24 protein-coding genes are annotated in these 23,480 nt (G+C 72.6%); 5 read left to right on the forward strand and 19 right to left on the reverse strand.

What is annotated here, in order from left to right; translation table 11 throughout:
- Positions 1 to 57: 57 nt before the first annotated feature.
- On the reverse strand, positions 58 to 1,899 hold the full coding sequence (locus ACFU7Y_RS09455; protein WP_380767164.1) for a phosphatidylglycerol lysyltransferase domain-containing protein: 1,842 nt from the start codon (positions 1,897 to 1,899) through the stop codon (positions 58 to 60).
- Between the two features lie 389 nt (positions 1,900 to 2,288).
- Between ACFU7Y_RS09455 and ACFU7Y_RS09460 the strand changes: the two genes are divergently transcribed.
- Positions 2,289 to 3,443 carry an alpha/beta hydrolase gene (locus tag ACFU7Y_RS09460; RefSeq protein WP_380767166.1) on the forward strand — a complete coding sequence of 385 codons (1,155 nt, stop codon included), beginning with the start codon at positions 2,289 to 2,291 and terminating at the stop codon, positions 3,441 to 3,443.
- 115 nt (positions 3,444 to 3,558) lie between these two features.
- On the forward strand, positions 3,559 to 4,347 hold the full coding sequence (locus tag ACFU7Y_RS09465; RefSeq protein ID WP_380767167.1) for a ferritin-like domain-containing protein: 789 nt from the start codon (positions 3,559 to 3,561) through the stop codon (positions 4,345 to 4,347).
- Positions 4,348 to 4,387: 40 nt separating this feature from the next.
- Here the strand turns inward: ACFU7Y_RS09465 and folE are convergent, their stop codons facing one another.
- The 6 genes from folE to dacB all read right to left on the reverse strand — a co-directional run bounded on the left by folE (position 4,388) and on the right by dacB (position 12,461).
- Complete coding sequence (gene folE / locus ACFU7Y_RS09470; protein ID WP_224281666.1) at positions 4,388 to 4,993, reverse strand: GTP cyclohydrolase I FolE; 606 nt, start codon at positions 4,991 to 4,993, stop codon at positions 4,388 to 4,390.
- A gap of 106 nt (positions 4,994 to 5,099) precedes the next feature.
- Complete coding sequence (gene ftsH / locus ACFU7Y_RS09475) at positions 5,100 to 7,154, reverse strand: ATP-dependent zinc metalloprotease FtsH (protein ID WP_380767169.1); 2,055 nt, start codon at positions 7,152 to 7,154, stop codon at positions 5,100 to 5,102.
- 228 nt (positions 7,155 to 7,382) lie between these two features.
- Positions 7,383 to 7,937, reverse strand: a complete 555-nt coding sequence (gene hpt / locus ACFU7Y_RS09480; RefSeq protein ID WP_030059589.1) for a hypoxanthine phosphoribosyltransferase — start codon at positions 7,935 to 7,937, stop codon at positions 7,383 to 7,385.
- Positions 7,938 to 8,008: 71 nt separating this feature from the next.
- Positions 8,009 to 9,136 (reverse strand): tRNA lysidine(34) synthetase TilS, encoded by a 1,128-nt coding sequence (gene tilS, locus ACFU7Y_RS09485; protein WP_380767171.1) that lies wholly within the window; start codon positions 9,134 to 9,136, stop codon positions 8,009 to 8,011.
- 282 nt (positions 9,137 to 9,418) lie between these two features.
- Entirely contained in the window at positions 9,419 to 10,591 is a 1,173-nt protein-coding gene (locus ACFU7Y_RS09490; RefSeq protein ID WP_380767173.1) for a zinc-dependent metalloprotease, read from the reverse strand.
- 247 nt (positions 10,592 to 10,838) lie between these two features.
- Complete coding sequence (gene dacB / locus ACFU7Y_RS09495; RefSeq protein ID WP_380767174.1) at positions 10,839 to 12,461, reverse strand: D-alanyl-D-alanine carboxypeptidase/D-alanyl-D-alanine-endopeptidase; 1,623 nt, start codon at positions 12,459 to 12,461, stop codon at positions 10,839 to 10,841.
- Positions 12,462 to 12,537: 76 nt separating this feature from the next.
- Here dacB and ACFU7Y_RS09500 point away from each other — a divergent pair, with 76 nt between their 5' ends.
- On the forward strand, positions 12,538 to 13,029 hold the full coding sequence (locus ACFU7Y_RS09500) for an inorganic diphosphatase (protein ID WP_030059594.1): 492 nt from the start codon (positions 12,538 to 12,540) through the stop codon (positions 13,027 to 13,029).
- Positions 13,030 to 13,228: 199 nt separating this feature from the next.
- Here ACFU7Y_RS09500 and ACFU7Y_RS09505 read toward each other — a convergent pair whose 3' ends face one another.
- The 3 genes from ACFU7Y_RS09505 to ACFU7Y_RS09515 form a co-directional block, all read right to left on the reverse strand.
- Complete coding sequence (locus ACFU7Y_RS09505) at positions 13,229 to 13,438, reverse strand: dodecin (RefSeq protein ID WP_224285507.1); 210 nt, start codon at positions 13,436 to 13,438, stop codon at positions 13,229 to 13,231.
- A 95-nt stretch (positions 13,439 to 13,533) separates the two neighbouring features.
- Positions 13,534 to 14,493, reverse strand: a complete 960-nt coding sequence (locus tag ACFU7Y_RS09510) for an asparaginase (RefSeq protein ID WP_380767176.1) — start codon at positions 14,491 to 14,493, stop codon at positions 13,534 to 13,536.
- Between the two features lie 73 nt (positions 14,494 to 14,566).
- Complete coding sequence (locus ACFU7Y_RS09515; RefSeq protein ID WP_263455419.1) at positions 14,567 to 15,187, reverse strand: ABC transporter substrate-binding protein; 621 nt, start codon at positions 15,185 to 15,187, stop codon at positions 14,567 to 14,569.
- A 546-nt stretch (positions 15,188 to 15,733) separates the two neighbouring features.
- On the opposite strand from ACFU7Y_RS09515, the gene dtd reads away from it, so the two are divergent.
- Positions 15,734 to 16,174 carry a D-aminoacyl-tRNA deacylase gene (dtd, locus tag ACFU7Y_RS09520; protein WP_224283110.1) on the forward strand — a complete coding sequence of 147 codons (441 nt, stop codon included), beginning with the start codon at positions 15,734 to 15,736 and terminating at the stop codon, positions 16,172 to 16,174.
- 7 nt (positions 16,175 to 16,181) lie between these two features.
- Here dtd and ACFU7Y_RS09525 read toward each other — a convergent pair whose 3' ends face one another.
- The 3 genes from ACFU7Y_RS09525 to ACFU7Y_RS09535 form a co-directional block, all read right to left on the reverse strand.
- A complete protein-coding gene (locus ACFU7Y_RS09525) occupies positions 16,182 to 17,144 on the reverse strand; it encodes a folate-binding protein YgfZ (RefSeq protein ID WP_224283116.1) in 963 nt (320 codons plus the stop codon).
- 19 nt (positions 17,145 to 17,163) lie between these two features.
- A complete protein-coding gene (locus ACFU7Y_RS09530) occupies positions 17,164 to 17,646 on the reverse strand; it encodes a Fur family transcriptional regulator (protein WP_380767178.1) in 483 nt (160 codons plus the stop codon).
- Between the two features lie 125 nt (positions 17,647 to 17,771).
- Positions 17,772 to 18,356: an FABP family protein gene (locus ACFU7Y_RS09535; RefSeq protein WP_224283112.1), complete on the reverse strand. Its 585-nt coding sequence runs from the start codon at positions 18,354 to 18,356 to the stop codon at positions 17,772 to 17,774.
- Between the two features lie 358 nt (positions 18,357 to 18,714).
- On the opposite strand from ACFU7Y_RS09535, the gene ACFU7Y_RS09540 reads away from it, so the two are divergent.
- Positions 18,715 to 19,077, forward strand: coding sequence for a DsrE family protein (locus ACFU7Y_RS09540; RefSeq protein ID WP_189924813.1), 363 nt, complete (start codon positions 18,715 to 18,717; stop codon positions 19,075 to 19,077).
- 21 nt (positions 19,078 to 19,098) lie between these two features.
- On the opposite strand, the gene ACFU7Y_RS09545 is transcribed toward ACFU7Y_RS09540, so the two are convergent.
- From ACFU7Y_RS09545 to ACFU7Y_RS09570, 6 genes are all read right to left on the reverse strand, one after another.
- Entirely contained in the window at positions 19,099 to 19,371 is a 273-nt protein-coding gene (locus ACFU7Y_RS09545; RefSeq protein ID WP_224283113.1) for a DUF3099 domain-containing protein, read from the reverse strand.
- 73 nt (positions 19,372 to 19,444) lie between these two features.
- Positions 19,445 to 19,735: a DUF1416 domain-containing protein gene (locus tag ACFU7Y_RS09550; RefSeq protein WP_030059605.1), complete on the reverse strand. Its 291-nt coding sequence runs from the start codon at positions 19,733 to 19,735 to the stop codon at positions 19,445 to 19,447.
- A gap of 40 nt (positions 19,736 to 19,775) precedes the next feature.
- Positions 19,776 to 20,612, reverse strand: a complete 837-nt coding sequence (locus ACFU7Y_RS09555) for a sulfurtransferase (RefSeq protein ID WP_380767180.1) — start codon at positions 20,610 to 20,612, stop codon at positions 19,776 to 19,778.
- A gap of 233 nt (positions 20,613 to 20,845) precedes the next feature.
- On the reverse strand, positions 20,846 to 20,926 hold the full coding sequence (locus tag ACFU7Y_RS09560) for an Ms5788A family Cys-rich leader peptide (protein WP_350517234.1): 81 nt from the start codon (positions 20,924 to 20,926) through the stop codon (positions 20,846 to 20,848).
- 259 nt (positions 20,927 to 21,185) lie between these two features.
- The gene (locus ACFU7Y_RS09565; protein WP_380767182.1) at positions 21,186 to 21,929 is read right to left on the reverse strand and encodes a DUF2993 domain-containing protein; all 744 of its coding nucleotides are present in this window, start codon (positions 21,927 to 21,929) and stop codon (positions 21,186 to 21,188) included.
- Positions 21,930 to 22,108: 179 nt separating this feature from the next.
- Positions 22,109 to 23,479, reverse strand: coding sequence for a hypothetical protein (locus ACFU7Y_RS09570; RefSeq protein WP_380767184.1), 1,371 nt, complete (start codon positions 23,477 to 23,479; stop codon positions 22,109 to 22,111).
- Position 23,480 lies beyond the last annotated feature (1 nt).

Here is a 23,480-nt window from a genome sequence, read left to right on the forward strand (position 1 = left end):
GGATTCTCGGCGGGGGCCCCTTCCGCATCAGCGGGTCCCGGACGGCGGCGACGGGCCTCAGGCGGCCTCGCCGACCCCGCGGGTCGACGGGACCGGCATCAGCCCTTCGCGCTGGCGCCGGCGGCCGAAGCGCGGCATGCCGAGCGTGATGAAGGCCTCCGCCTGCATCGCGGCGAAGCCGATCCGCGGCAGGTCCCGGGTGTTCGGGAAGACCAGGAAGCGCGGCTCCCACTCGGGCTGGAACTTGGCGTTGAACTTGTACAGCGACTCGATCTGGAACCAGCGCGACAGGAACACCAGCAGCCCGCGCCAGGCGCGCAGCACCGGTCCGGCGCCGATCCGCTCGCCGCGGGCCAGCGCCGAGCGGAACATCGCGAAGTTGAGCGACACCCGGCGCACACCCATCGCGGGCACCGCCTGGAGCGCGGCGACGATGAGCAGCTCGTTCAGGCCCGGGTCGGCGGCGCGGTCGCGGCGCATCAGCTCCAGCGAGATGCCGTCCGGCCCCCAGGGCACGAAGTGCAGCACGGCCTTCAGGTCGTCGCCCTGCTCGCCCTCCTCCGGGGCCCGGTGGGCGGTGACCACCACGCAGTCGTCGTCCAGCGGGTCGCCGAAGCGGCCGAGGGCCATCGAGAAGCCGCGCTCGGTGTCGGTGCCGCGCCAGCGGGCGGCGGCGTCGGCGATCCGGTGCTTCTCCTCCGCGGTGAGCTCGGAGACCCGGCGCACCTGGCAGGAGTAGCCGTTGCGCTCGATCCGCTTGACCATCTGGCGCACGTTGCGCATGGCCCGGCCGGAGAGCGAGAAGGAGGCGGTGTCCACGATCGCCTCGTCGCCCAGCTCCAGCGCGTCCAGGCCCGCCTCGCGGGTCCAGACCTCGCCGCCGACCTCGCTGCACCCCATCACGGCCGGCACCCAGGCGTGCTCGCGGGCCTCGGCCATGAACACCTTGATCGCGCCCGGCCACGCCTCGACGTCGCCGACCGGGTCGCCGGAGGCCAGCATCACGCCGGAGACCACCCGGTAGGAGATCGCGGCCTTGCCCGTGGGCGAGAACAGCACGCTCTTGTCGCGGCGCAGCGCGAAGTAGCCGAGCGAGTCGCGCTCGCCGTGCCGCGCCAGCAGCGCGCGCACCTTCTCCTCGTCCTCGGCGGTCAGCTCGGGCTTCGGCTTGCCGGGGCGCAGCGCCAGGTAGGCGGTGGTGAAGGCGGTCAGCAGGCCGAGGCCGCCGAGCAGGTAGGCGACCAGGTCGGACATCCGGACGTTGCTGTACCGGATCGGGCCCTCGAAGCCGAACAGCCCGTACCCGACGTGCTGCAGGCGCTCGCTCAGGCCCGGGTGGCCGATCTCGTACCTGGTCCGGGTGCTCACGATCAGCAGGCCGAGCAGCACGCTGAGGACGCCCATGACGACCAGGTTGACCAGCGCCCGCCAGCGGGTGCGCGGGTCGGCCTTGGCGTAGAACTCGCGCTGGTGCACCAGCATCACGGCGAGGAGCACCAGCGAGACGACCGCCGGGCCGATCTGGTGCCAGCGCACGATGTGCAGTCCGGCACTGACCGGCAGCAGCACGCAGACCGCCCGCCAGGCCCGACGCTTGCGCCGGCGCAGCGCGTGCGCCAGCGGCACCAGCAGGATGCCGACCATCAGCGCGCCGACCGCCGCCAGGCTGGTGGTGCCGCCCGGCAGCTGCCCCGTGAGGGTGTGCACCTTGGTGTGCCGGAGCTTGGGGAACACCGCGCTGGCGATGTCCATGAGCCCGATTATCAGACAGGCGTAGCCGACCGCTCCGGGGAGCCAGGCCCTCGGGACGGCGGCCGCCTGGGTACGCAGCGTCTGCAGGCCGCGACGACGGCGCGACGGCTGCTCGGGGCTCGGCTCAACGGACACGGGAACGCTCATGGAAGCTCAGCGTAGGGGCTACGGGGCGGTGTCCTGTCACTCCGGGGGAGGACGCGTGATGGACCTTCATGCCTATTCCTTCATCAGGCAATGCGCATACCAAGGACCCGGAAACAGTCGGTAAACCGGGGCCGTGGTCGCGCTGCGGGTTGAGCCGGCGGTGGGAGCCGGGGGCCGCCGCACGCGACGCGACGGAACCCTCCGGGACACGTTACGTACGGTGGACGCCGCATTCTAGGGCGCCGGTTGCCTGCGGTTCCCCCCGCCCGTCCGCCCCGCCCGGACGCCCCCGCCCGGACGCCCGGACAGCCTAGCCGCGGTGGCCCGGCCTGACGGGCCACCAGACGATGAAGCCTGCACCGACAGCGTCCCACCGGAAGGCCGACGGTATGGAACTGACCAGCGATGCGCTGGTGAACTCGCTGCTCGCACTCGGCGTCGCGGCGATCGTCACGACCCTGTGGGTCTGGCCGCGGCTGGCGCGACAGCGCCCGCTGCCGGTGCTCGGCCGAATCGGACTCCTGACGGTCGTTCAAGTGTCGGTCCTGGCCGTGCTCGCACTGTCGGTGAACAACTCCTTCGGGTTCTACACCTCCTGGAAGGACCTGCTCAGTCCGGGCGGCGCCAAACTCGCGCTGACCAGCAACGAGAACCACAGGGGCGGCACCCAGGTCTCCGACGCACTGGTCCAGCCCACCGCCGAGGGCGGCCTGGAGACCATCACCAACCTGCCGCAGGGCCCGCCCGAGGAGGTCGGCAAGATCGAGTCGGTCCGGGTCAACGGCAAGGAGACGGGCTTCTCCGACCAGATGTTCGTCTACCTGCCACCCGCGTACTTCGACCGGAAGTTCTCACTGGTCCGCTTCCCCGTCCTGCTGGCCCTCGCCGGCTACCCGGGCACCACGCTGAACCTGCTGCAGGAGCTCCCGTTCGCCCAGACCGCGATCGAGCTGCAGCGCTCCGGCAAGATGCCACCGACCGTCCTGGTGATGGCCCGCCCGGCGGTCGTCCCCTCCCGGGACACCGAATGCGTGGACGTCCCCGGCGGGCCGCGCACCGAGACCTGGTTCGTCAAGGACGTCCCCACGGCCATCCGCGGCAGCTACCGGGTCGGCCGCACCGCCGGCTCCTGGGGCGTCTTCGGCTACTCCACCGGCGGCAGCTGCGCGCTGCGCCTGGCGATGCGCTTCCCGAACGTCTACGGCAACGCGGCCGGCCTGCACGGCGACTTCACCGTGCGCCAGGACAACTACACCGGCGGCGACCTCTTCAACGGCGACAAGGCCCTGACCCAGCAGCACGACCTCGGCTGGCGGCTGCAGAACCTGCCGGTCCCCGCGCTCAGCCTGCTGGCGGTCTCCTCCCGCACGGAGGGGGACTACCCGCAGACCGTCCAGTTCGTCGACCAGGCCACCCGGGCCGCGGCGGCCAACCCTCAGTTCACGATCGACTCGCTCTACCTCGACGACGGCGGGCACAACTTCGACAGCTGGACCAGGGAGCTGCCGGCCACGCTCGGATGGCTGAGCTCCCACCTCGGCTAGCGCAGGTGAGTGACTACCCGCCGGTCGGCCCGGACGGCCGACGGCTCGGGGGAACGTATCGCGACCACCCGTCGACCCCCGGCGGGCGCCGCCCCGGACCAGCGCAGGAGGCGCCGTGCTGAGCACCCGCTCGCTCTTCGACGAGATCTACCGGAACGACCAGGCGTACCAGCTGTTCTGCAGCATCGCCGCCGGCGGCGAAGACCAGGGCGGCTGGGAGAACGAGCAGATCACCACGCTCACCCGGGATCCGGTCCTCGCGCCGAAGGTCGCCCGGCACGGTGCCGACGAGCGCAAGCACGGCCGGATCTTCACCCAACTGCTGAACAAGCGCGGCCTGCCCAAGGTGCACGTGCCGGACGAGGCCGACTACTGCATGCTGCTGGAGCGCCAGGGCGTCGGTCTCTCGCACGAGCGGCTGAACAGCGACGTCCCGCTGACCGACCGCGAGATCATCACCTACCTCGCGCACAGCCGGGTCACCGAGCAGCGCGCCGCCGAGCAGATGCGCCGGCTGGTCAAGGTGTACGGGGACAACCCCGACCTCGGCCGGGCGATGCGGATGATCTCCGCCGACGAGGACAACCACCTCGCCTACTGCCACGAGGAGCTGCTGCGGCTGGTCTCCGACGGCCACGGCCCGTACGTCCGGCACGCCCTGGAGGCCAGCGCCCGCGGCGAGATCCGCACCCACCGGGACGTCGGGCTCGCCGTCACCGCCCGAATGGCCCGGATCCTGCGCTGGCCGCGCTGGCAGCTCGCCCTGGTCGCCCTCGCGGTGCACGCGCTCTACCTGTACGACCGTGCCTACGGCTGGCGGCGGATGGTCACGCTGCGGATGCCCGAGCGCCGCAACGCCCTGGGCACCCCGGCCCCACCGCACGCGGAGCACGAGGTGCTCTGAGTGCTTCCCCGCCGGCCGGTGACGCCGCCGGCCCGTCCCCCTATCGACCGATGATGAGGCTCATCGCCTCGGCCCGGGTGGCCGGGTCGCGCAGCTGGCCGCGCACGCAGGAGGTGATGGTCTTGGCGCCGGGCTTGCGGATGCCGCGCATCGACATGCACATGTGCTCGCACTCCACCACGACGATCGCCCCGCGCGGCTCCAGGATCCGCATCAGCGCGTCGGCCACCTGGCTGGTCAGCCGCTCCTGCACCTGCGGCCGGCGGGCGTAGACGTCGACCAGGCGGGCGAGCTTGGAGAGCCCCGTGATCTTGCCGTTGATGGACGGGATGTACCCGACGTGGGCCACGCCGCGGAACGGCACCAGGTGGTGCTCGCAGACCGAGGTCAGCTCGATGTCCTTGACCAGCACCATCTCGTCGTGGCCGAGGTCGAAGGTGGTGGTGAGGACGTCCTCGGGCTCCTGCCACAGGCCCGCGAATATCTCCTTGTAGGCACGCGCGACCCGGGCCGGGGTCTCCAGCAGACCCTCGCGGTCCGGGTCCTCCCCCACGGCGAGCAGCAGCTCGCGGATGGCGTTCTCGGCCCGCTTCTGGTCGAAGGCACCGACGGCGGGCGGACCGTCGAGCGTCACCGGGTCGATCATGCGGGCCTCGCTTACTCGTGGGAAGACTCTGGCTGAACAGCACGGATGCCGCGCCTCCAGGGTACAAACCCTGGTGACGCGGCATCCATTCCCCACGGAGCGGGGGTCAGCCCTCGGTCGGCGGCTCGGTGGCCGGCAGCGTCGGGAGCTTCACGACGTCCACCGGGGCGCCCTCGCCGGAGGCGGCGCCGTTGGTGAGCGCCAGCTCCTTCGGGGACTGCACCGGAGGCCGGGTCGACGGCGTGCGGCGGGCGGAGCCCGTCCAGGCCGGCCGGGCCGGGCGCTTGACGATCGGCGCGAAGATCTCGGCGATCTGCTCCTTGTTCAGGGTCTCCTTCTCCAGGAGCTCCAGGACCAGGTTGTCGAGCACGTCGCGGTTCTCGACCAGGATCTCCCAGGCCTCGTTGTGCGCGGTGTCGATGAGCTTCTTGACCTCTTCGTCCACCAGCCCGGCGACCTCTTCCGAGTAGTCGCGCTGGTGACCCATCTCACGGCCCAGGAACGGCTCCGAGTTGTCGGAGCCGAACTTGATCGCGCCGAGGCGCTCGGTCATGCCGTACTGGGTGACCATGGCCCGGGCCGTCGCGGTGGCCTTCTCGATGTCGTTCGAGGCTCCGGTGGTCGGGTCGTGGAAGACCAGCTCCTCCGCCGCGCGCCCGCCCATCATGTAGGCGAGCTGGTCGAGCATCTCGTTGCGGGTGGTGGAGTACTTGTCCTCGTCCGGCAGCACCATGGTGTAGCCGAGGGCCCGGCCGCGGGACAGGATGGTGATCTTGTGCACCGGGTCGCTGTACTGGCAGGCCGCCGCGACCAGGGCGTGGCCGCCCTCGTGGTACGCGGTGATCTTCTTCTCCTTGTCGGACATGATCCGCGTGCGCTTCTGCGGACCGGCCACGACGCGGTCGATCGCCTCGTCCAGGATGACGTTGTCGATCAGCTTCTTGTCCGAGCGGGCGGTCAGCAGCGCCGCCTCGTTGAGGACGTTCGACAGGTCGGCACCGGTGAAGCCGGGGGTGCGCTTGGCGACGGCCGACAGGTCGACGTCGGGCGCGATCGGCTTGCCCTTCTGGTGCACCTTGAGGATGTCCAGCCGGCCCTGGAGGTCGGGGCGCTCCACCGCGATCTGGCGGTCGAAGCGGCCCGGGCGCAGCAGCGCCGGGTCCAGGATGTCGGGGCGGTTGGTCGCGGCGATCAGGATCACGCCGCCCTTGACGTCGAAGCCGTCCATCTCGACCAGCAGCTGGTTGAGGGTCTGCTCGCGCTCGTCGTGGCCGCCGCCGAGGCCCGCACCGCGGTGCCGGCCGACGGCGTCGATCTCGTCGACGAAGACGATCGCCGGGGCGTTCGCCTTGGCCTGCTCGAAGAGGTCGCGGACGCGGCTGGCGCCGACACCGACGAACATCTCGACGAAGTCCGAGCCGGAGATGGAGTAGAACGGCACCCCGGCCTCGCCCGCGACGGCGCGCGCCAGCAGGGTCTTGCCGGTGCCGGGCGGGCCGTAGAGCAGCACGCCCTTGGGGATCTTGGCGCCGACGGCCTGGAACTTGGCCGGCTCCTGCAGGAACTCCTTGATCTCGTGGAGCTCCTCGACCGCCTCGTCCGCGCCCGCGACGTCGGCGAAGGTGGTCTTCGGGGTGTCCTTGGTGAGCAGCTTGGCCTTGGACTTGCCGAACTGCATGACCCGGGAGCCGCCGCCCTGCATCTGGTTCATCAGGAACAGGAAGACCAGGACGATGATCACGATCGGGAGCATCGACAGCAGCAGGCTGACGAAGGTGCTCTGCTTCTCCGGGCTGATGGTGTAGCCCTCGGCGAGCGTGCTCTGGTCCTTGTCGTTGACCTGGGCCTGGAGCTTGTCGGCGATGGCGACGCCCTGGTCGCCGATGTACGAGGCCTGGAACTTGGTACCGGACGGGACCTTGCCCGTGCCGGAGCTGGGCAGCGTGGCGCCGTCCTTCAGCTGGATCTTGATCGTGTTCGAGTCACCGGTGGTGATCTGCGCCGACTTGACGTTGTGCGCGTCGATCGCCGCGACGACCTGACCGGTGTCCACCGTCTTGTAGCCGTTCGAGTCCGAAACGACCTGCATCAGTACGATGACGGCGAGGACGGCCAGCACGATCCACATGATCGGCGCACGGAAGTATCGCTTGACGTCCATCCATGCGGGGCGTTGCCGCCCCGTCCCTCCTGCCACTCAACGGCGCCGGGGGTCTGTTAGGCCGCGGCGCATCCGATTGGTGCTCATGTGAAGAGCGGTTCATTGGACCGTACCGCAGTCGGACCCGCCCATGGCGGGAGCACGGCGACACGGCTTTCGTTCTTTGTCCCCCCGGGTCCAACGGGCGGGAACGGCCTACTGTTCCCGCCCGTAGCCCGAACGGGGCCCTCAGCCGCCGTAGACGTGCGGGGCGAGGGTGCCGATGAAGGGGAGGTTGCGCAGCTTCTCCGCGTAGTCCAGGCCGTAGCCGACCACGAACTCGTTGGGAATGTCGAAGCCGACGTACTTCACGTCGATCTCGACCTTGGCCGCGTCCGGCTTGCGGAGCAGGGTGCAGACCTCCAGCGAGGCCGGGCCGCGCGAGCCCAGGTTGCCCAGCAGCCAGGACAGCGTCAGACCGGAGTCGATGATGTCCTCGACGATCAGGACGTCACGGCCGGCGATGTCGGTGTCCAGGTCCTTCAGGATCCGCACCACACCGGAGGACTTGGTGCCCATGCCGTACGAGGAGACCGCCATCCAGTCCATGGTGACCTGCGAGTGCAGGGCCCGGGCGAGGTCGGCCATGACCATCACGGCCCCCTTGAGGACGCCGACGATCAGCAGGTCCTTGCCTGCGTAGTCCCGGTCGATTCGCTCGGCCAGCTCCAGGAGCTTGGCGTCGATCTCGTCCTTGCTGATGAGCACCTTCGCGAGGTCAGCGCCCATGTCGTTCTGGTCCACCGGGGATACGTCCTCAAACGTTCGGGGTCTGTGTGGCCGGCGGTCGGCTCCCCCGGGGCATGCCTCGCCCGTCAGTCGCCCTGCCGCCGAAAGACCAGCGTGCCACACCTGCGGGTGGCCTCGACGCCCCCGGGTAGGTGCAGCGGGCCCTGTCCGCGCCATCCGGTGACCAGCAGGTCGATCGTCTCCAGGTGCCGGGCGAAGAGGTCCCCGGCCGGACAGCCCGCCCGCAGTGCGGCCCGGCGCAGCACCCGGCGGCGCACCGCCGGCGGCAGTTCGGCCAGTTTCACGGCGTCCAGGGCCCCGTCGCCGGTGCGGAGGTCGCGTTCGGCCAGGGAGGCCCACTGGTCGAGGGCGTCGGCGTCGTCGCGGAACAGCCGGGCGGTGCGGGCCAGCGCCTCGACCACTCCGCCGCCCAGGTGCTTCTCCAGGACCGGCAGCACCTCGTGGCGGACCCGGGAGCGGGTGTAGGCGGGATCACAGTTGTGCGGGTCGTCCCAGACCGGGATCGACTGGGCGGCACAGGCCTGCCGGGTGGCGGCCCGGTCCAGCTCCAGCAGCGGGCGGCGGTAGCGGCCCTTCTGGGCCGGCATCCCGGCCAGCGAGCGGGCGCCGGAGCCGCGGGCCAGGCCCAGCAGCACGGTCTCGGCCTGGTCGTCCCGGGTGTGGCCGAGCAGCACCGCAACCGCGCCGTGGCGGTCGGCGGCCTCGTCCAGGGCGGCGTAGCGGGCGTCCCGGGCGGCGGCCTCCGGGCCCCCGGCGCGACCGACCTGCACCGGGACCGCCTCCACCGGGTCGAGGCCGAGCGTGCGCAGCCGGTCCGCCACCTGGGCGGCGCGCTCGGCGGAGCCGGCCTGGAGGCCGTGGTCGACGGTGACGGCGCCGACCCGCAGGCCGATCTTGGGGGCCTCGAAGGCGGCCGCGATGGCCAGCGCCATCGAGTCCGCGCCGCCGCTGACCGCGACCAGGACCAGCGGCGAGCCGGGCGCGGCCGGGGTGCGGGGCAGCCCGGAGGGGTGGCGCGCGGCGTTGCCGATCAGGGTGGTGCCGACCGCGGCACCCACCAGCGGCGTCCCGGCCGGGCGCTCCCGGGGCTCGCGCACGGGCGCGGTGAAGGTGGAACCGGCCTCGGCGGCGAGGTCGGTGAGCGTACGGCGAACGGCCAGGCGTATCGCGGCGACGGCGGGGTGAGGGCCCACGGCGGACGACTCCTCGACGGAGGGGGACAGGACTCGCGGCGGACGCGGCGGGAACCGCGCACCGCGTGAGCGCCCTGTTACCGGGCGCTCACAGATGGTGGCAGAAAGGAGCGACCCGCTACGCCACCCGCGCCACCGGTACGACCACCGTCCCACGTTCGGGTGAATGAAGAAACGCTTCTTCACCCGCCGTCTGCCTGATTGGACCACTCGTACGAGCGGGTTTGACCAACGCACGCCGCTTGCCGCCCGGCTCACGGCGCCTGCGGCACCACGGCGCGCTCAGCGGGCCACCCGGGCCACCCAGGCGGCCGGATCGTGGATCTCGTCCTTGGTCGGCAGGGTGTTCGGGGAGGTCCACACCCGGTTGAACCCCTCCATGCCGACCTGTTCCACCACGCCGCGCACGAACACCGCGCCGTCCTGGTACTGACGCAGCTTCGCGTCCATGCCGAGCATCCGGCGCAGCAGCAGGTCGAGCCGGTTGGCGCCGCGGTCCCGGCGCTGCTGGAACTTCTCCCGGATCTCGGCGACCGTCGGCACCACGGCCGGCCCGACGCCGTCCATCACCACGTCCGCGTGGCCCTCCAGCAGCGACATCACGGCCGTCAGCCGGCCGAGGATCTCGCGCTGCGCGGGCGACTGGACGATCTCCAACAGGTTCCCGGACGAGGCGCCCTCCCGGTTGCCGCCGCCCGGCAGGCCACCAAACGAACCCACCGCGTCCCGCAGCCGCTCCAGCAGGGCGCCCGGGTCGACGTCCGTCTCGGCGAGGAAGGACTGCACCTCGGACTGGATGTGGTCGCGCAGCCACGGCACCGCGGTGAACTGCGTCCGGTGCGTCTCCTCGTGCAGACAGACCCAGAGCCGGAAGTCGGACGGGTCGACGTCCAGCTCCCGCTCGACGTGCACGATGTTCGGCGCCACCAGCAGCAGGCGGCCCGGCCCGGGGCCCTCCGGCCCCAGCCGCGGCTTGTCGAACAGCGCGGCCGGGGTGTCCGGCGCCTCCAGCGGCGGCTCGGCCGGGGCGAAGGTCTCGTACTGGCCCAGCACCTTGGTGGCCAGGAACGCCAGCAGCGCCCCGACCTCGATCCCGGTGGCCTTCTCGCCCACCGCACCGAACATCCCGGCCGTCGCGCTGTTCGCCCGACGCGCCTGGAGCTTCTCCACCAGCGGTTGGACGACCGTGCGGAAGCCCGCCACGTTGGCCCGGATCCACCCGGGGCGGTCCACCACCAGCACCGGCGTCGCCGCGGCCCGGGACAGGCTGGACGACCGCATGCCGGTGTACCCGCGCACGTGCTCCTCCGCCTCAAGGGCGTGCCGGCGCAGCTCGGCGACCACCGCCGCCGCTTCCTCCCGGCTCACGTCCGGTCCCGGCCGCACCAACCTGGTCGCGGTTGCGACCGCGAGGTTCCAGTCGACCATGTCAGCACCGCCACTCGCGCTCGTCATGCCCTCACCGTACGTGCTCCCCACCACCAACGGCAGCCACCTGCCGCGAACACCTTTCCCCCGACGGCCCGCGGCCCGGCTCGCCCGGCTCGCCCGACCCGCCCGGGGCGGTGACGGCGCTCGGCGCCGGGCGACCGGCAGCGGGCCGCCCGGTGCCCGTGGCCGCGGCGGTCCGGGAGGACCGCGCCGTGCCCGGCCGTACGGAGACCCCGGAGGGACGGCCCGCACGGGGTGGGGCGGGGCTCGGTCAGTGGCAGCCGCAGGTGGCGAGGCGGGCGGCGACGCGGTCCATGGCGGCACGGGCGGTGTCGGCGGCCGCGCTGCGGGTCATGACGGCGAAGGCGAGGAGGCGGCCGTCGGCGTCGACGACCGTGCCCGCGAGGGTGTTGACGCCGGTGAGGGTGCCGGTCTTGGCGCGGATCAGGCCGGCCGCGTCGGCGGCGCCTGACCCGGAGCCGTAGCGCTTGTTGAGGGTGCCGGTGAAGCCGGCGACCGGGAGGCCGGTGAGCACCGGGCGCAGGGTGGGGTGCTGCTCGGAGGCGGCCAGCACGAGGAGTCGGACCAGGACGGCGGGCGGGATCGCGTTGCCCGGGTGCAGGCCGCTGCCGTCGTTGAGGAGCACGTTGCCCATCGGAACGCCGAGCCGGGCGAGTTCCTGGGTGACGGCGGCCGCGGCGCCCTCGAAGCTCGCCGGCTGGTGGGCGGCGATCGCGACCTGGCGGGCGATCGCCTCGGCGAGCTGGTTGTCGGAGGTGGTCAGCAGACGTTCGACCAGCCGGGCGACGGTCGGTGAGTGGACCTCACCGAGGGGGGCCGTGCCGGAGACGGTCGGGGCGGGGGCGGGTACGGCGGCGGGTCTGGCCTTGCCCGTCACGGTGATGCCGCGGGCCTTGAGCAGCGCGGCGAAGGTCTCGGCGGCCGCGGCCGCCGGGTCGGCGACCCGGTCCGGCGCGTCCTCCCGGCTCTTCGGGTCCACCCTGCCCTCGTCCACCATCAGCGGGACCACCAGGGCGATGTTCTGCCCGTCGTGGTTCTTGTGCTGCGGGCTGCCCGTGTACATCGACAGGTCGTAGTCCAGCTGGACCGTCGCGGTGCCGAGGCTCTGGAGGGTGCCGGCGGTCTGCTGGGCGAGGGCGTCCAGTGAGGCGGGGGCGGTGTCGGCGTCGGCGGGCTGCCCGCCGATCTGCACCTGGTCGGCGGGCAGCGCGGTGAGCGTCGGGTCGCCGCCGCCGACCAGGGTGATCGTGCCTGGGTCCATGCCCCGGACCACCCGGGTGTGCAGCCGGGTGTCGCCCGGGACGAGCGACAGGGCCGCGATCGCGGTGGCCAGCTTGGTGGTGGAGGCGGGGGTGGCCGGTGCGTTCTCCCCGGAGCCGTACAGGAGTCGGCCGGTGCCGGCGTCGGCGACGGCGAAGGTGACCTCGCCGAGGCTCTTGTCGGCGAGGGCGGCGGCGAGCGCCTGCTGGAGGCCCTGCGTGGTGGGGACGGCAGCGCCCGCGCCGTCCTCGACGGCCGCCAGGACGGCGCCCGACGCGGGGGCCGGGCGTGCATCCGGGGCGTCGCTGCCGCCACCGGTGGGCGCGGAGGCGGCGGGCGGCACGGCCCGGCGGGTGGGCGCGGTGCTCGGGCTGTCGTTCGACCGGGGGCCGGCACCGCCCTTCCCGTGGTCGCCCTTCCTCCCGTCGTGGCCGCCCTGCCCGTCGTGGTCCTCGTCCTCGCCGTGCCCGGCGCTGTGTCCGCCCGGCGGCGGGGACGGCTGCGCGTACGCACCGCCCGAGGTCAGGACCGTACTGACGACCAGGAGCGCCGCTCCGAACAGCCCCGCGGCCGTCCCCCCGCGGCGGCGCGCCGCTCCTCCCCCTGCTCCCACCGACCGGCCCCTTTCCCGAGCACCCGCTCCCGTAGGAGACACTTGGATTCTGTCAGTCCCTACCTTGGAGGAACCGTTGGAGTTCGACGTCCTTATCGAAATCCCGAAGGGCTCTCGTAACAAGTACGAGGTCGACCACGAGACCGGCCGTCTGCGGCTCGACCGGATGCTCTTCACCTCGACCCGCTACCCGGCCGACTACGGCTACGTCGAGGGCACGCTCGGCGAGGACGGCGACCCGCTGGACGCCCTGGTCATCCTGGACGAGCCGACCTTCCCGGGCTGCCTGATCAAGTGCCGCGCCATCGGCATGTTCCACATGACCGACGAAGCCGGCGGCGACGACAAGCTGCTGTGCGTTCCGGCGACCGACCCGCGCTGGGAGCACCTGCGCGACATCCACCACGTGTCGGAGTTCGACCGCCTGGAGATCCAGCACTTCTTCGAGGTCTACAAGGACCTGGAGCCGGGCAAGTCCGTCGAGGGCGCCAACTGGGTCGGCCGCGCCGAGGCCGAGGCCGAGGTCACCGCTTCGATCAAGCGCCTGGCGGAGCAGGGCGGTCACTGAGCCGTCGTTCCGATCTCATTCGATCGAGGGCGGTTCGAGGTAGGTCGGGACAGCTCGGGGCCGGGGTTCGCGGATTCGTCCGCGGGCCCCGGCCTCTGCCGTGTCCGGGGGGCGGAACGCCTTGCCGACAGCCTGTCGGCATGAGGTGAGGTCAGCCGGGACAGCCGAACCGGTGCTGCCGGAACGCGGCTGTACCGGGTCAGTCCTCCAGCCGGAAACCGACCTTCATGCACACCTGGTAGTGCTTGATCCGGCCGTCCTCCAGGTGGCCCCGGACCTGCGAGACCTCGAACCAGTCGAGGTTGCGCAGCGTCCGGGAGGCCCGCTCCACCCCGTTGCGGATCGCGGCGTCGACGCTCTCGGTCGAGGACCCGACGATCTCGGTCACCCGGTACACGTGGTCGGTCATGGCGGACTCCCTCAGCTGTGCGACGGCCCCCGGTCCACCGTGCACCGGCCCGGGGCGGCCCGCACCCCGAAGGGCCGCCCCGGGCCGGGCAGGCCTCAGAACGCCGCCCGCACCTCGCCGACCGGCACGCCGCCGCCGAGCAGCCGGGCCGCGCCGATCCGCTCGACGGTCTCGTCCGCCCCGGTCACCCCGAGCCTGCGCAGCGCGGCCGCCAGCACCGGGCCGCGGGCCCGCTCGGCGCCGTCCTCGATCTTGAAGGCCAGCGCCCGCCCGTCCGGCAGCGCGACCACCTGGACGGCCTCGGCGCCCATCTTGGACAGCGCACCCGGCACCGCCCGCATCAGCCAGGTGTCGGCCCGGCGGGTGCCGGCCACGTACTCGGGGTGGGCGCGCATCGCGTCGGCCACCCGGCGCGGCTCGGTGCCCTCGGCGGCCAGCACGAGGCCGCGGTAGCCGCGGGCCAGGCCGGTCAGCGACACGGCCAGCAGCGGCGCGCCGCAGCCGTCCACCCCGGCGTGCGCGGCGGTCTCGCCGGTGCCCTCCTCCAGGGCCTCGCGGGCCAGCCGCTGGATCGGGTGGTCCGGGTCGAGGTAGCCGTCGGCGTCCCAGCCGTTGGCCGCGCAGGCGGCCAGCCATCCGGCGTGCTTGCCGGAGCAGTCCATCAGGATCGGGGCGCGTCCGCCGCCGGCGGCGAGCAGCAGCTCCGCCTCGGTCTCGTCCAGCGGCAGGTCGGCCGGGGTGCGCAGGGCCGACTCGTCGAGCCCGGCGGAGCCGAGGATGCTCCGCACGCCATCGAGGTGAAACGATTCTGCAGAGTGGCTGGAGGCCGCCAGCGCCAGCAGCTCGCCCTCGATCGCCAGCCCGGCCCGCAGCGTGGCCACCGCCTGGAACGGCTTGGCGGTCGACCGCGGGAAGACCGGGGCGTCCGGGTCGCCGAGCGCGAACTCGACCGAGCCGTCGGCCGCGAGCAGCACCAAGGAGCCGTGGTGGCGGCCCTCGACGAAACCGGAGCGCACGACCTCGGCGAGAACGGGCGCGGTGGCGGGCAGGGACATGGCGAATGAGCCTTCCGGGGCGAGGGTGGGCCGGGAGCGAGCCGGGCCCCACCGCCCACGGCGACTCACCCGGTCAGAGCGGCCCTCCTGCGAGCAGGTCGTCGACCCGTGCTTCCCCATCACGGTACCTGCGGGTGATCTCGGCACTGCAACCGTCGGCCGTGCGCAGCAGCCGCCGGCGCCGTCCGGACACCTCGCGCTCGTGCGCCCGCAGCCGCTCCAGGGCGGCCAGCAGCTCCTCGGCCGGGTGCGCCGCCAGGTCGGCGAGCTGGACGTCGCCCATCAGCGCGTCCGCCTCCAGCCGGGACTCCTGGGTGCGCGGCGGGCCGAGGGTGACGTGCCGGGCCGAGCGCCGCACGGTGGAGGGCGCGTCGGTCAGGATGGCCGGCAGCCGGTCCAGCAGGTCGCCGGGGGCCAGGTCGGGGCCGGACGGGCCGGGCTCACGGACCGGGCCCACGCCGGGCCGCCGGTCGAGTTCGGCGCGCAGGATGTCCATCCGCCCGTGCAGCAGCCGCCGCAGGTAGGACAGGTCGGCCTCCTGCTCCAGGGTCTCCCGGCGCAGCACCCGCAACTGGTCCAGGCCCAGCCGCTCCAGGTCGGGCTCGTACTCCGCACCCACCGCCGGACCGTCCGGATCCCCGGGGGCCCGCACCACCGGCTCGGACCGGTCCCGCGCCGCGCTGCTCGCGTCCATCACCCATCCACCTGACGTCGTCCGATCCCGCCCGCTCGTGGCACCCCGCCCTGCCACCGGTCCGGCCCGTCCCCCGACGCGCCGCGCGCCCCGTCCACCGGCACGCCCGGGAGCCCCGGAGGTTCCGGTCCCCGGCGGCGCACCGCCCACCGGGGCGGCACCGCCGGAACGCCTGACCCATCGACTCGACCACCCGGCCGAACCCCGGCCCGACGCGGCGGACCTCCTGGCGCCCCGGACCCTTCGTACGGTCCACCAGCGTGCCACCCCGCCCGGCGCACGCGCACTGCCCGTGCACCCGAACGGCCCCCTGGCGAACAGGGGTGGCTGATATGACCGGCCCTTTCCCCAGGGAGAACGGCGCCCGATCCGGCGCAGGCACACACCGCCGGGCGTGCACTACCCCCGCATGCGCCCCTGGTGTGCGCCCTGAGGAGGCCGCCGCGGCATGAAGGGAAGGGTGCTGCGCGGCCCGGGTGCGGCGGATGCCCGGGGAGAGCCCGGGGGCCCTCCGGGGGCCGTACGGCGCTCCGGCACAATGGCGGCATGCGAGCAGTGGTGCAGCGAGTGACCGAGGCCCGGGTGACCGTGGCCGGTGAGACCGTGGGCGCGATCGAGGGGCCCGGGCTCTGCGTCCTGGTCGGCGTCACCCACGACGACACCCCCGCCAAGGCCGCCCAGCTGGCCCGCAAGCTCTGGACGCTGCGGCTGCTGCCCGCGAACGACGAGGGCGTCGAGCAGAGCTGCTCGGACCTCGGCGCCCCGCTGCTGGTGATCAGCCAGTTCACGCTGTACGGCGACGCCCGCAAGGGCCGTCGCCCCACCTGGAACGCCGCCGCCCCCGGCCCGGTCGCCGAGCCGCTGGTGGACGAGGTGGTGGCGCAACTGCGCGCGCTGGGCGCCAAGGTGGAGACGGGCCGGTTCGGCGCCGACATGCAGGTGGCGCTGGTGAACGACGGCCCGTTCACCGTCCTCGTCGAGGTCTGAGCGGCCCCTACTGCGGGACGATCACGTCCTGGGTGCCCGGCACCGTCCCGGCCAGCAGCACGGCTTCCACCGGCACGTTCCGCTTGACGATCGCCAGCGCGATCGGCCCCAGCTCGTGGTGCCGGGCCGAGGAGGTCACGAAGCCCAGCGCCCGCCCGTCCGGGTCGGTCGCCAGCCGCACCTCGGTGCCGTGCGGGGGCAGCGTCTCCTCGGTGCCGTCCAGGTGCAGGAAGACCAGCCGGCGCGGCGGGCGGCCCAGGTTGTGCACCCGGGCGACCGTCTCCTGGCCGCGGTAGCAGCCCTTCTGGAGGTGGACGGCGGTGCGCAGCCAGTCCACCTCGTGCGGGATGGTCCGGTGGTCGGTCTCGAAGCCCAGCCGGGGCCGGTGGCCCTCGATCCGCAGCGCCTCGTACGCCCAGACCCCGGCCGCCGGGCCGAACCCGTCGGTGAACCGCTCCAGCTCGCCGCGCGGCACGAACAGGTCACGCCCGTACGGGAGTTCGCGGACGGCGGCGGCACCCTCGACGGACGCGGTGGAACCGGCCGGAAGGTGGACCACGGCGTACTCGGCGGTCGCGTCGGCGACCTCCACCCGGTAGAAGAACCTCATGCTCTCCAGGTAGGCCACCAGCGCCTCCTGGGTGCCCGGCTCGACGTGCGCCCAGGTGGTGGTGCCGTCGTCCACCAGGTAGAGCGCGTGCTCCACGTGCCCGTGCGGGGAGAGCACCAGCGCCTCGGTGGCCTGCTGTGGCGGCAGCTCGCTGACGTGCTGGGTGAGCAGCAGGTGCAGCCAGGAGAGCCGGTCCGGGCCGGTCACGGTGACCACGCCGCGGTGCGAGAGGTCGACGAAGCCGGCGCCCTGCGACAGGTTGCGTTGCTCGCGGAAGATGTCGCCGTAGTGGGCGGCGACACCCTCGTCGGCCCCCTCGGCGGGGACGGCTCCGGGCAGGGAAAGCAGCGGGCTCTTCACACCGGTCATACCGGCCAGCTTACGACCGGTCCCCGACGAGCTTGGCGGTGCAGTCGGCGCAGCGGCCGAAGATGGCGAAGTGCTTGAGGTCGGTGTCGAAACCGTGCCGCTCGCGCAGGCTGTCGATCAGCGGCTGGGCGATCTCGGTGCCGGTCTCGGTGACCTTCTCGCAGTCCCGGCAGACCAGGTGCAGGTGGTGGTGGCGGCCGGCCAGGTGGTAGGTCGGGGCGCCGTGGCCGAGGTGGGCGTGCGAGACCAGGCCCAGCTCCTCCAGCAGCTCCAGGGTCCGGTAGACGGTGGAGATGTTGATGCCGCTGGCCGTCCTGCGGACGTGGCAGAGGATGTCGTCGGGGGTGGCGTGGTCGAGCTCGTCGACGGCCTCCAGCACGAGCTGCCGCTGTGGAGTGAGCCGGTACCCGCGTTCGCGCAGGTCGGCCTTCCAGTCGTCGGAGAGGTGCCAGTCGCCGGAGAGCTGCCAGTCGGTGGTGCCGGTGTCCGCCACGGTGCCGTCCCTGCCAATGGTCGGGGGTCCTGATGCAAGTGTAGGGACCGGCCGCGGGCCGGTCCCTACCCCGTGCGCGGAAGCGCCGGCCGTCCGATCACTCGGGGCCGGTCACTTCGAGCCGGTCACTTGAAGAAGGCGATGCCGTCGTCCGGCAGGTCGTTGATGTCCTTGATCAGCTGGGCCGGGCTGAGCACCTTCTTCAGCTGCGCGGACATGTACGGGCGCAGCGGCACGTTCGGGGCGGCCTTCTCGCCGACCCAGAGCAGCTCACCGTTGACGAAGCCGTACAGCCGCTTGCCGCCCGAGTACTCCGGCGAGCCCTCGATCCGGGCCACCGCGTCGGTGGAGACGTCGACCTGCGGCTTGCCGTCGGCCAGTTCGCCGTACCAGATCTCGACCGTGCCGTCGTCGCGGACGGAGGAGATCTCGATCCCCCGGGCACCGCTGGTGCCGTCCGGGTTGCTGGTGATGCGCCAGAACGCGTGCTCGTTCTCCAGCGGACGGACCTTCTCGCCCTCGTTGTTCAGCACCCAGGTGCGGGAGCGGAACTCCAGGAACGGGCGGCCGTCGTGGCGGATCACGATCTCCTGGCCGAAGTTGCACTTCTCCGCGCCCGGGAAGTCGAAGACGCCCGCGCCCTCCCAGGTGCCGAGGAGGAAGGCGAGCGGGACGACGTCCTTGTGAAGGTCAGAGGGGATCTCGATCATGTTCCTGGTCGCTGTTCTCGTCGGTGTGGGACTGCCTCAACCGTACGGCAGACTCAGCGCTGGCCCTGGTACAGCTTCATCACCGAGAAGATGGCGAACCAGGTGATCAGCACGGCCATGAGGGCCAGCAGACCGTCGAAGAAGATTTCCAGACCGGACACGGGGGGCTCCCAGGCGGCGACAGTGTGGTGGATTTTGCTCCGCTCACTCTATCCGCCGGTCTCCGGCCGGTCGCGGTGAGCCCCACCACGTCGCCGTTCGCGCCGTTCTCCTGCGACTGCTTGCGGGTGCTCAAGCTTTGCCCAAGGGTTCCGGGGATGCCGGACGGCGGGGGTGTCGGCACCTCTAAGGTGGCGCCATGCCGAAGAAACTCGTCATCAAGGTCACCGCAGGGGCGGACGCGCCGGAGCGGTGCTCGCAGGCGTTCACGGTGGCGGCGGTGGCCGTCGCCAGCGGAATCGAGGTCTCGCTCTGGCTGACCGGGGAGTCCTCCTGGTTCGCGCTGCCGGGCCGGGCGGCGGAGTTCGAACTCCCGCACGCGGCTCCGCTGCCGGACCTGCTGGAGTCGATCCTGGCGGCCGGCTCGGTGACGCTGTGCACCCAGTGCGCGGCCCGGCGCGGGATCGAGCAGAAGGACACCGTCGAGGGTGTCCGGATCGCGGGCGCCCAGGTCTTCGTCAGCGAGATCATGGCGGACGGCGTCCAGGCCCTCGTGTACTGACGCCTCTCGCGCCCTGACGTCCTAGGGACGCTGCTCGTGGTCGGGGCGGTCCCGGTCGTGGCCGGGGTCGTCCCACCTGGGGTCGTCCCAGCGCGGGTCGTTCCACCAGTCGTCGTCCGGGTCCCGCTTGTTGGCGAACACCGCGGCGGCGGGCGGGATGACCATCGCGACCACGCACATGCCGATCGCCGCCCCGACCGAGAAGAAGCGCACCACGCCCCAGGCCATGACGAACAGGCCCAGGCACACACCCATCATGGCGTAGTAGAAGCGACGCCGCCGCCTTGCCTGCACCCCTCCACGGTACGGCCGAGGGCCCCTGCGCGGCAGGGGCCCTCGGGGTGGTCCGGACTGGTTCCGGCTCCGGTCAGACCGCGATCGCGACCTCGACGGCGGTGCCCTGGGAGGCCACCACCTGACGGTCCACGGTCTGGCCCGGCACCAGCGCGCGCAGGGTCCACTTGCCCGGGCGGGCGAAGAACCGGAACTGGCCGGTCGCCGAGGTGGGCACCTCGGCCGTGAACTCGCCGCCCTCGTCCAGCAGCCGGACGTAGCCGTTGACCGGCTCACCGTCGCGGGTCACCGAACCCTGGATGATCGTCTCGTTCGCCACGTCAACTCCTGCCAGGTCCGGGCCGCCGGCCTTCGCACCGCACATGTCTGTTCTTCCCTTCTGACTTACGGGTCGAGCCGGGGGCTCAGTTGCTGCCGAGCTCGATCGGCACGCCGACCAGGCTGCCGTACTCGGTCCACGAGCCGTCGTAGTTCTTGACGTTCTCCTGGCCGAGCAGCTCGTGCAGCACGAACCAGGTGAGCGCGGAGCGCTCGCCGATGCGGCAGTAGGCGATGGTGTCCTTCGCCAGGTCGATGCCCTCGGCCTCGTACAGCGCCTTGAGCTCGTCGTCGCTCTTGAAGGTGCCGTCGTCGTTGGCGTTCTTGGCCCACGGGATGTTGCGGGCGCTCGGCACGTGGCCGGGGCGCTGCGACTGCTCCTGCGGGAGGTGGGCCGGGGCGAGCAGCTTGCCGGAGAACTCGTCGGGCGAGCGCACGTCGACCAGGTTCAGGTTGCCGATGGCGGCGATCACGTCGTCGCGGAAGGCGCGGATCGAGGAGTCGGCGGCCTGCGCCTTGTACTCGGTGGCGGGGCGGGCCGGCACCTCGGCGACCAGGTCGCGGGAGTCCAGCTCCCACTTCTTGCGGCCGCCGTCCAGCAGGCGGACGTCGCCGTGGCCGTACAGCTTGAAGTACCAGTAGGCGTACGAAGCGAACCAGTTGTTGTTGCCGCCGTACAGGACGACGGTGTCGTCGTTGGCGATGCCCTTGGCGCTGAGCAGCGCCTCGAAGCCGGCCTGGTCGATGAAGTCGCGGCGGACCGGGTCCTGGAGGTCCTGCTTCCAGTCGATCCGGACGGCGTTGCGGATGTGGTTCTTTTCGTACGCGGAGGTGTCCTCGTCGACCTCGACGATGACGACCTTCGGGTCGTCCAGGTGGGCCTGGACCCAGTCGGCGTCGACCAGGACGTCGCTGCGGCTCATGGTGGTGTTCTCCATCCGAGGGCGGTTGTGCGGAAGGTGCTGGTCAGGAGGGTGCTGCAAGGGTGCCCGGGTGGGTGCGGTCCGAAATCCAGTCCGAATACCGGGACGAGAGGGCGGACCGGTGCGACCGGGCAGGAAACTGCGGAGTACATCGGCGACCGCCCGCCACACAGCCGGGCGCGGTCACCGGGAAGATCGGCGGCGGGCGTCAACTGCCCTGCCGGGACGCCGAATCAGCGCATTCGACACAGACAGGCGGCCACGCGGCACAGGTCTACCGCCCGCCGCTTCGTGAGATCCGTCTGTCGCTTCATGCCGACGATGCTAGGGACACCGGAGGCCCGCTGTCATCAGCGTATCGAATAGCGGGATCAAAACAACCGAATGCTGGGATTTGGCCCCGGCCCGGCCTCAAGGGGCCCGGCCGGAGACCCGCCGGCGGCACGCACGGGGCGGAAACGGCACCGCTCCGCGGTCCGCGCTGGACAGCGCGTCTCGCGGAGCGGAACGATTCGGCAGGGCCGGGAACGGGTCGGCCGGTGGCCCGGGGCGGGACCGGCGAAGGGCCGGGGATCAGCCCAGGAGCTTGACGCCCTTGCCGTCGAAGGTCAGCTGGAGGCCCTCCGGCAGCGGCGTCACGCCGCCGTCCCCGCCCTCCCCGCCCTCCTTGTCAGCCAGCTTCAGCCCGGCCGGCAGCGAGTCCAGGGTGAAACTCATCGGCTCGACCTGCTGGTTGGTGACGCCGGCCACCACCCCCGCCAGCGAGCTCAGCCGGAAGCCGTCCACCGTGACGGTGTTCCCCTTGTTGTGCACGCTGCCCTCGCCGATCGCGATCGGCCCCAGCGAGGCCTTGACCTTGCCCGGACCGGCGTAGGACAGGGTCAGCCGGGAGTTGCCACCCACCGGCAGCTTCGCCCCGTGCAGCAGCTGGGAGGCGGGTGGCAGCAGCTGCGCGAGGTCCGGGTAGGAGATCACCCCGCTGCCGGTCCCGCTGTCCACCGTGGCACTGCTCATGCTGTCGCCGACCTCGACACCGGAGAGCCGGGCCTTGAACGAGTGCAGCGCCACCTGGTGGCTGCCGTCGCCGACGCTCAGGCCGTCGGAGGAGATCCGGACGTCGTCCAGCTTCATCGACAGCACCTGGGTGAGGAAGGGGAAGCCCCCGATCAAAACGTCCGGGCGCTGGCTCATCCGGCCGCTCTTCACGATCCGGTCGGCGGCCTCGTCCTCGGCCACGCCCACCGCGATCCGGTCGGCGCCCAGCAGCAGGCCGGAGAGCACCGCCAGGCCGATCGTGGCCTTCAGCCATCCGCGCATCGTGTCCCCCGTCGTCGCCGGTCGCCGTCGTCGTTCGCCGCTGTGGTCGTTCGCAGTGGATCGCTCACCGTTCCGTGGCGGACGCAGGACACGTCCGCCCTCGCACGACCGTACGACGTCCCGCCCCGGAACATGGTTCCGGGGTGGGCCATCCGTCCGAAGCGGCCTGGACGGAAGGGTCAGGCCAGCAGATCGGTGGCGATCCACATCAGCGGCGCGGCCACCGCCAGCGGCAGCGCCACGCCCGCCGTCATGTGCACGAAGCGGGACGGGAAGTCGTACGCCGCGACCCGGCGGCCGACCAGCGCGCCCAGCCCGGCCAGCGCGCCGAGCGCCACCGGCGCCCCGACCAGCAGGCCCAATGCCACCGCCGCGGCCAGGCCCAGCACCGGGCCCAGCTGCTTCGGCCCGGGCAGCGGCGCCGCGGCCAGCAGGGTGGCCAGCGCGACCGCGCCCACCCCGGCCGGCACCCAGTCGGCCAGCAGCAGCGCGGTGCACAGCGCCGTCACCACGGTGGCCGAACCGAGCACGGTCAGCGCGTAGAACCGCTCCTTCGGGTCCGACGGACGGAACGTCTGCAGCACCAGCACGAGCAGGAAGAACCCGCCCAGGGTGCCCACCACGGCCGCCACGCCGCCGTCGGAGTCCGCCAGCAGCACCGCCACGTCCGCCGTGAAGCCGGCCAGCGCGGCGAGCAGGATGCCCTGCCGGGCGGGCCACATGCCGTTCAGCCGGAACCAGCCGGCCGCCGTCAGCAGCTGGAGCAGCGCGACCACCAGGGCCAGTGCGATCTGCCCGAGCGCGGCGCCGCCGGCCAGCAGCGCGGCCGCGCCGGCGGTGATCAGCGCCGGTTGCAGACCCGGATCGATGATCGGCGAGCCGGTCCGGCCGCGCGGGCCGGCGGGCGGCGCGGACTGCGGCGGGACGGCCGCGTACGGCGGTGCGGCGGGGGCGCCCAGCGGGCCGGGGGCGGTCGGACGCTTGAGCGTCATGGTCGGCGGGTCGAAGGCCTCCGCCGCCACCTGCTGCGCGGGGGCCGGCTGCGGCGCCGGGGCCGCGTGCCGGGCCCGGGGCCTCGGCGGCTGCTGGAGCTGGATCGTCGGGTCCGGCTGGGGCTGCTCCGGCCGCCGACGCCGCTGATGCTGCTGGGGCTGCTGGGGCTGCTGGGGCTGCTCCGGCTGCCGACGCTGCTGGGGCTGCGGGGGCTGCGGGGGCTGCTGCGACCCGACCGGCATCGCACCGGACACCACCACCGGCGGCAGCAGCGCCGTCGCCTCGGCGTCGTCCATCGCCGGCACCGGCGGCAGCAGGGTGGTCGCCTCGGCGTCGTCGAACGCGGGCACCACCGGCAGCACCGCGGTCGCCGCCGCGTCGTCCACCGGGTAGCCGTACGGCGGCTGGTGGCCCGGCTGCTGCTGCGGGAAGTGCGGATGCGGATGCGGCTGCTGCTGCGCGTGGGGCGGGTACGGCTGCTGCGGCTGGTGGGGCTGCTGCTGCCACTCGCCGTAGCCGCCGTGGTTCGGGTGGTTCGGGTTGTTCATGTCCGTCACG

Origin of the sequence: Kitasatospora sp. NPDC057542 (assembly GCF_042801945.1) — a bacterium.
Classification (GTDB): domain Bacteria; phylum Actinomycetota; class Actinomycetes; order Streptomycetales; family Streptomycetaceae; genus Kitasatospora.

Coding starts and splice junctions, on each gene's coding strand:
- ACFU7Y_RS09565 (WP_380767182.1), bottom strand. CDS start 21,929: ATGCGCGGATGGCTGAAGGCCACGATCGGCCTGGCGGTGCTCTCCGGC.
- folE (WP_224281666.1), bottom strand. CDS start 4,993: ATGATCGACCCGGTGACGCTCGACGGTCCGCCCGCCGTCGGTGCCTTC.
- dtd (WP_224283110.1), top strand. CDS start 15,734: ATGCGAGCAGTGGTGCAGCGAGTGACCGAGGCCCGGGTGACCGTGGCC.
- ACFU7Y_RS09460 (WP_380767166.1), top strand. CDS start 2,289: ATGGAACTGACCAGCGATGCGCTGGTGAACTCGCTGCTCGCACTCGGC.
- ACFU7Y_RS09550 (WP_030059605.1), bottom strand. CDS start 19,735: ATGTGCGGTGCGAAGGCCGGCGGCCCGGACCTGGCAGGAGTTGACGTG.
- ACFU7Y_RS09535 (WP_224283112.1), bottom strand. CDS start 18,356: ATGATCGAGATCCCCTCTGACCTTCACAAGGACGTCGTCCCGCTCGCC.
- ACFU7Y_RS09505 (WP_224285507.1), bottom strand. CDS start 13,438: ATGACCGACCACGTGTACCGGGTGACCGAGATCGTCGGGTCCTCGACC.
- ACFU7Y_RS09490 (WP_380767173.1), bottom strand. CDS start 10,591: ATGACGAGCGCGAGTGGCGGTGCTGACATGGTCGACTGGAACCTCGCG.
- ACFU7Y_RS09510 (WP_380767176.1), bottom strand. CDS start 14,493: ATGTCCCTGCCCGCCACCGCGCCCGTTCTCGCCGAGGTCGTGCGCTCC.
- ACFU7Y_RS09560 (WP_350517234.1), bottom strand. CDS start 20,926: ATGAAGCGACAGACGGATCTCACGAAGCGGCGGGCGGTAGACCTGTGC.
- ftsH (WP_380767169.1), bottom strand. CDS start 7,154: ATGGACGTCAAGCGATACTTCCGTGCGCCGATCATGTGGATCGTGCTG.
- ACFU7Y_RS09515 (WP_263455419.1), bottom strand. CDS start 15,187: ATGGACGCGAGCAGCGCGGCGCGGGACCGGTCCGAGCCGGTGGTGCGG.
- ACFU7Y_RS09540 (WP_189924813.1), top strand. CDS start 18,715: ATGCCGAAGAAACTCGTCATCAAGGTCACCGCAGGGGCGGACGCGCCG.
- ACFU7Y_RS09555 (WP_380767180.1), bottom strand. CDS start 20,612: ATGAGCCGCAGCGACGTCCTGGTCGACGCCGACTGGGTCCAGGCCCAC.
- ACFU7Y_RS09455 (WP_380767164.1), bottom strand. CDS start 1,899: ATGAGCGTTCCCGTGTCCGTTGAGCCGAGCCCCGAGCAGCCGTCGCGC.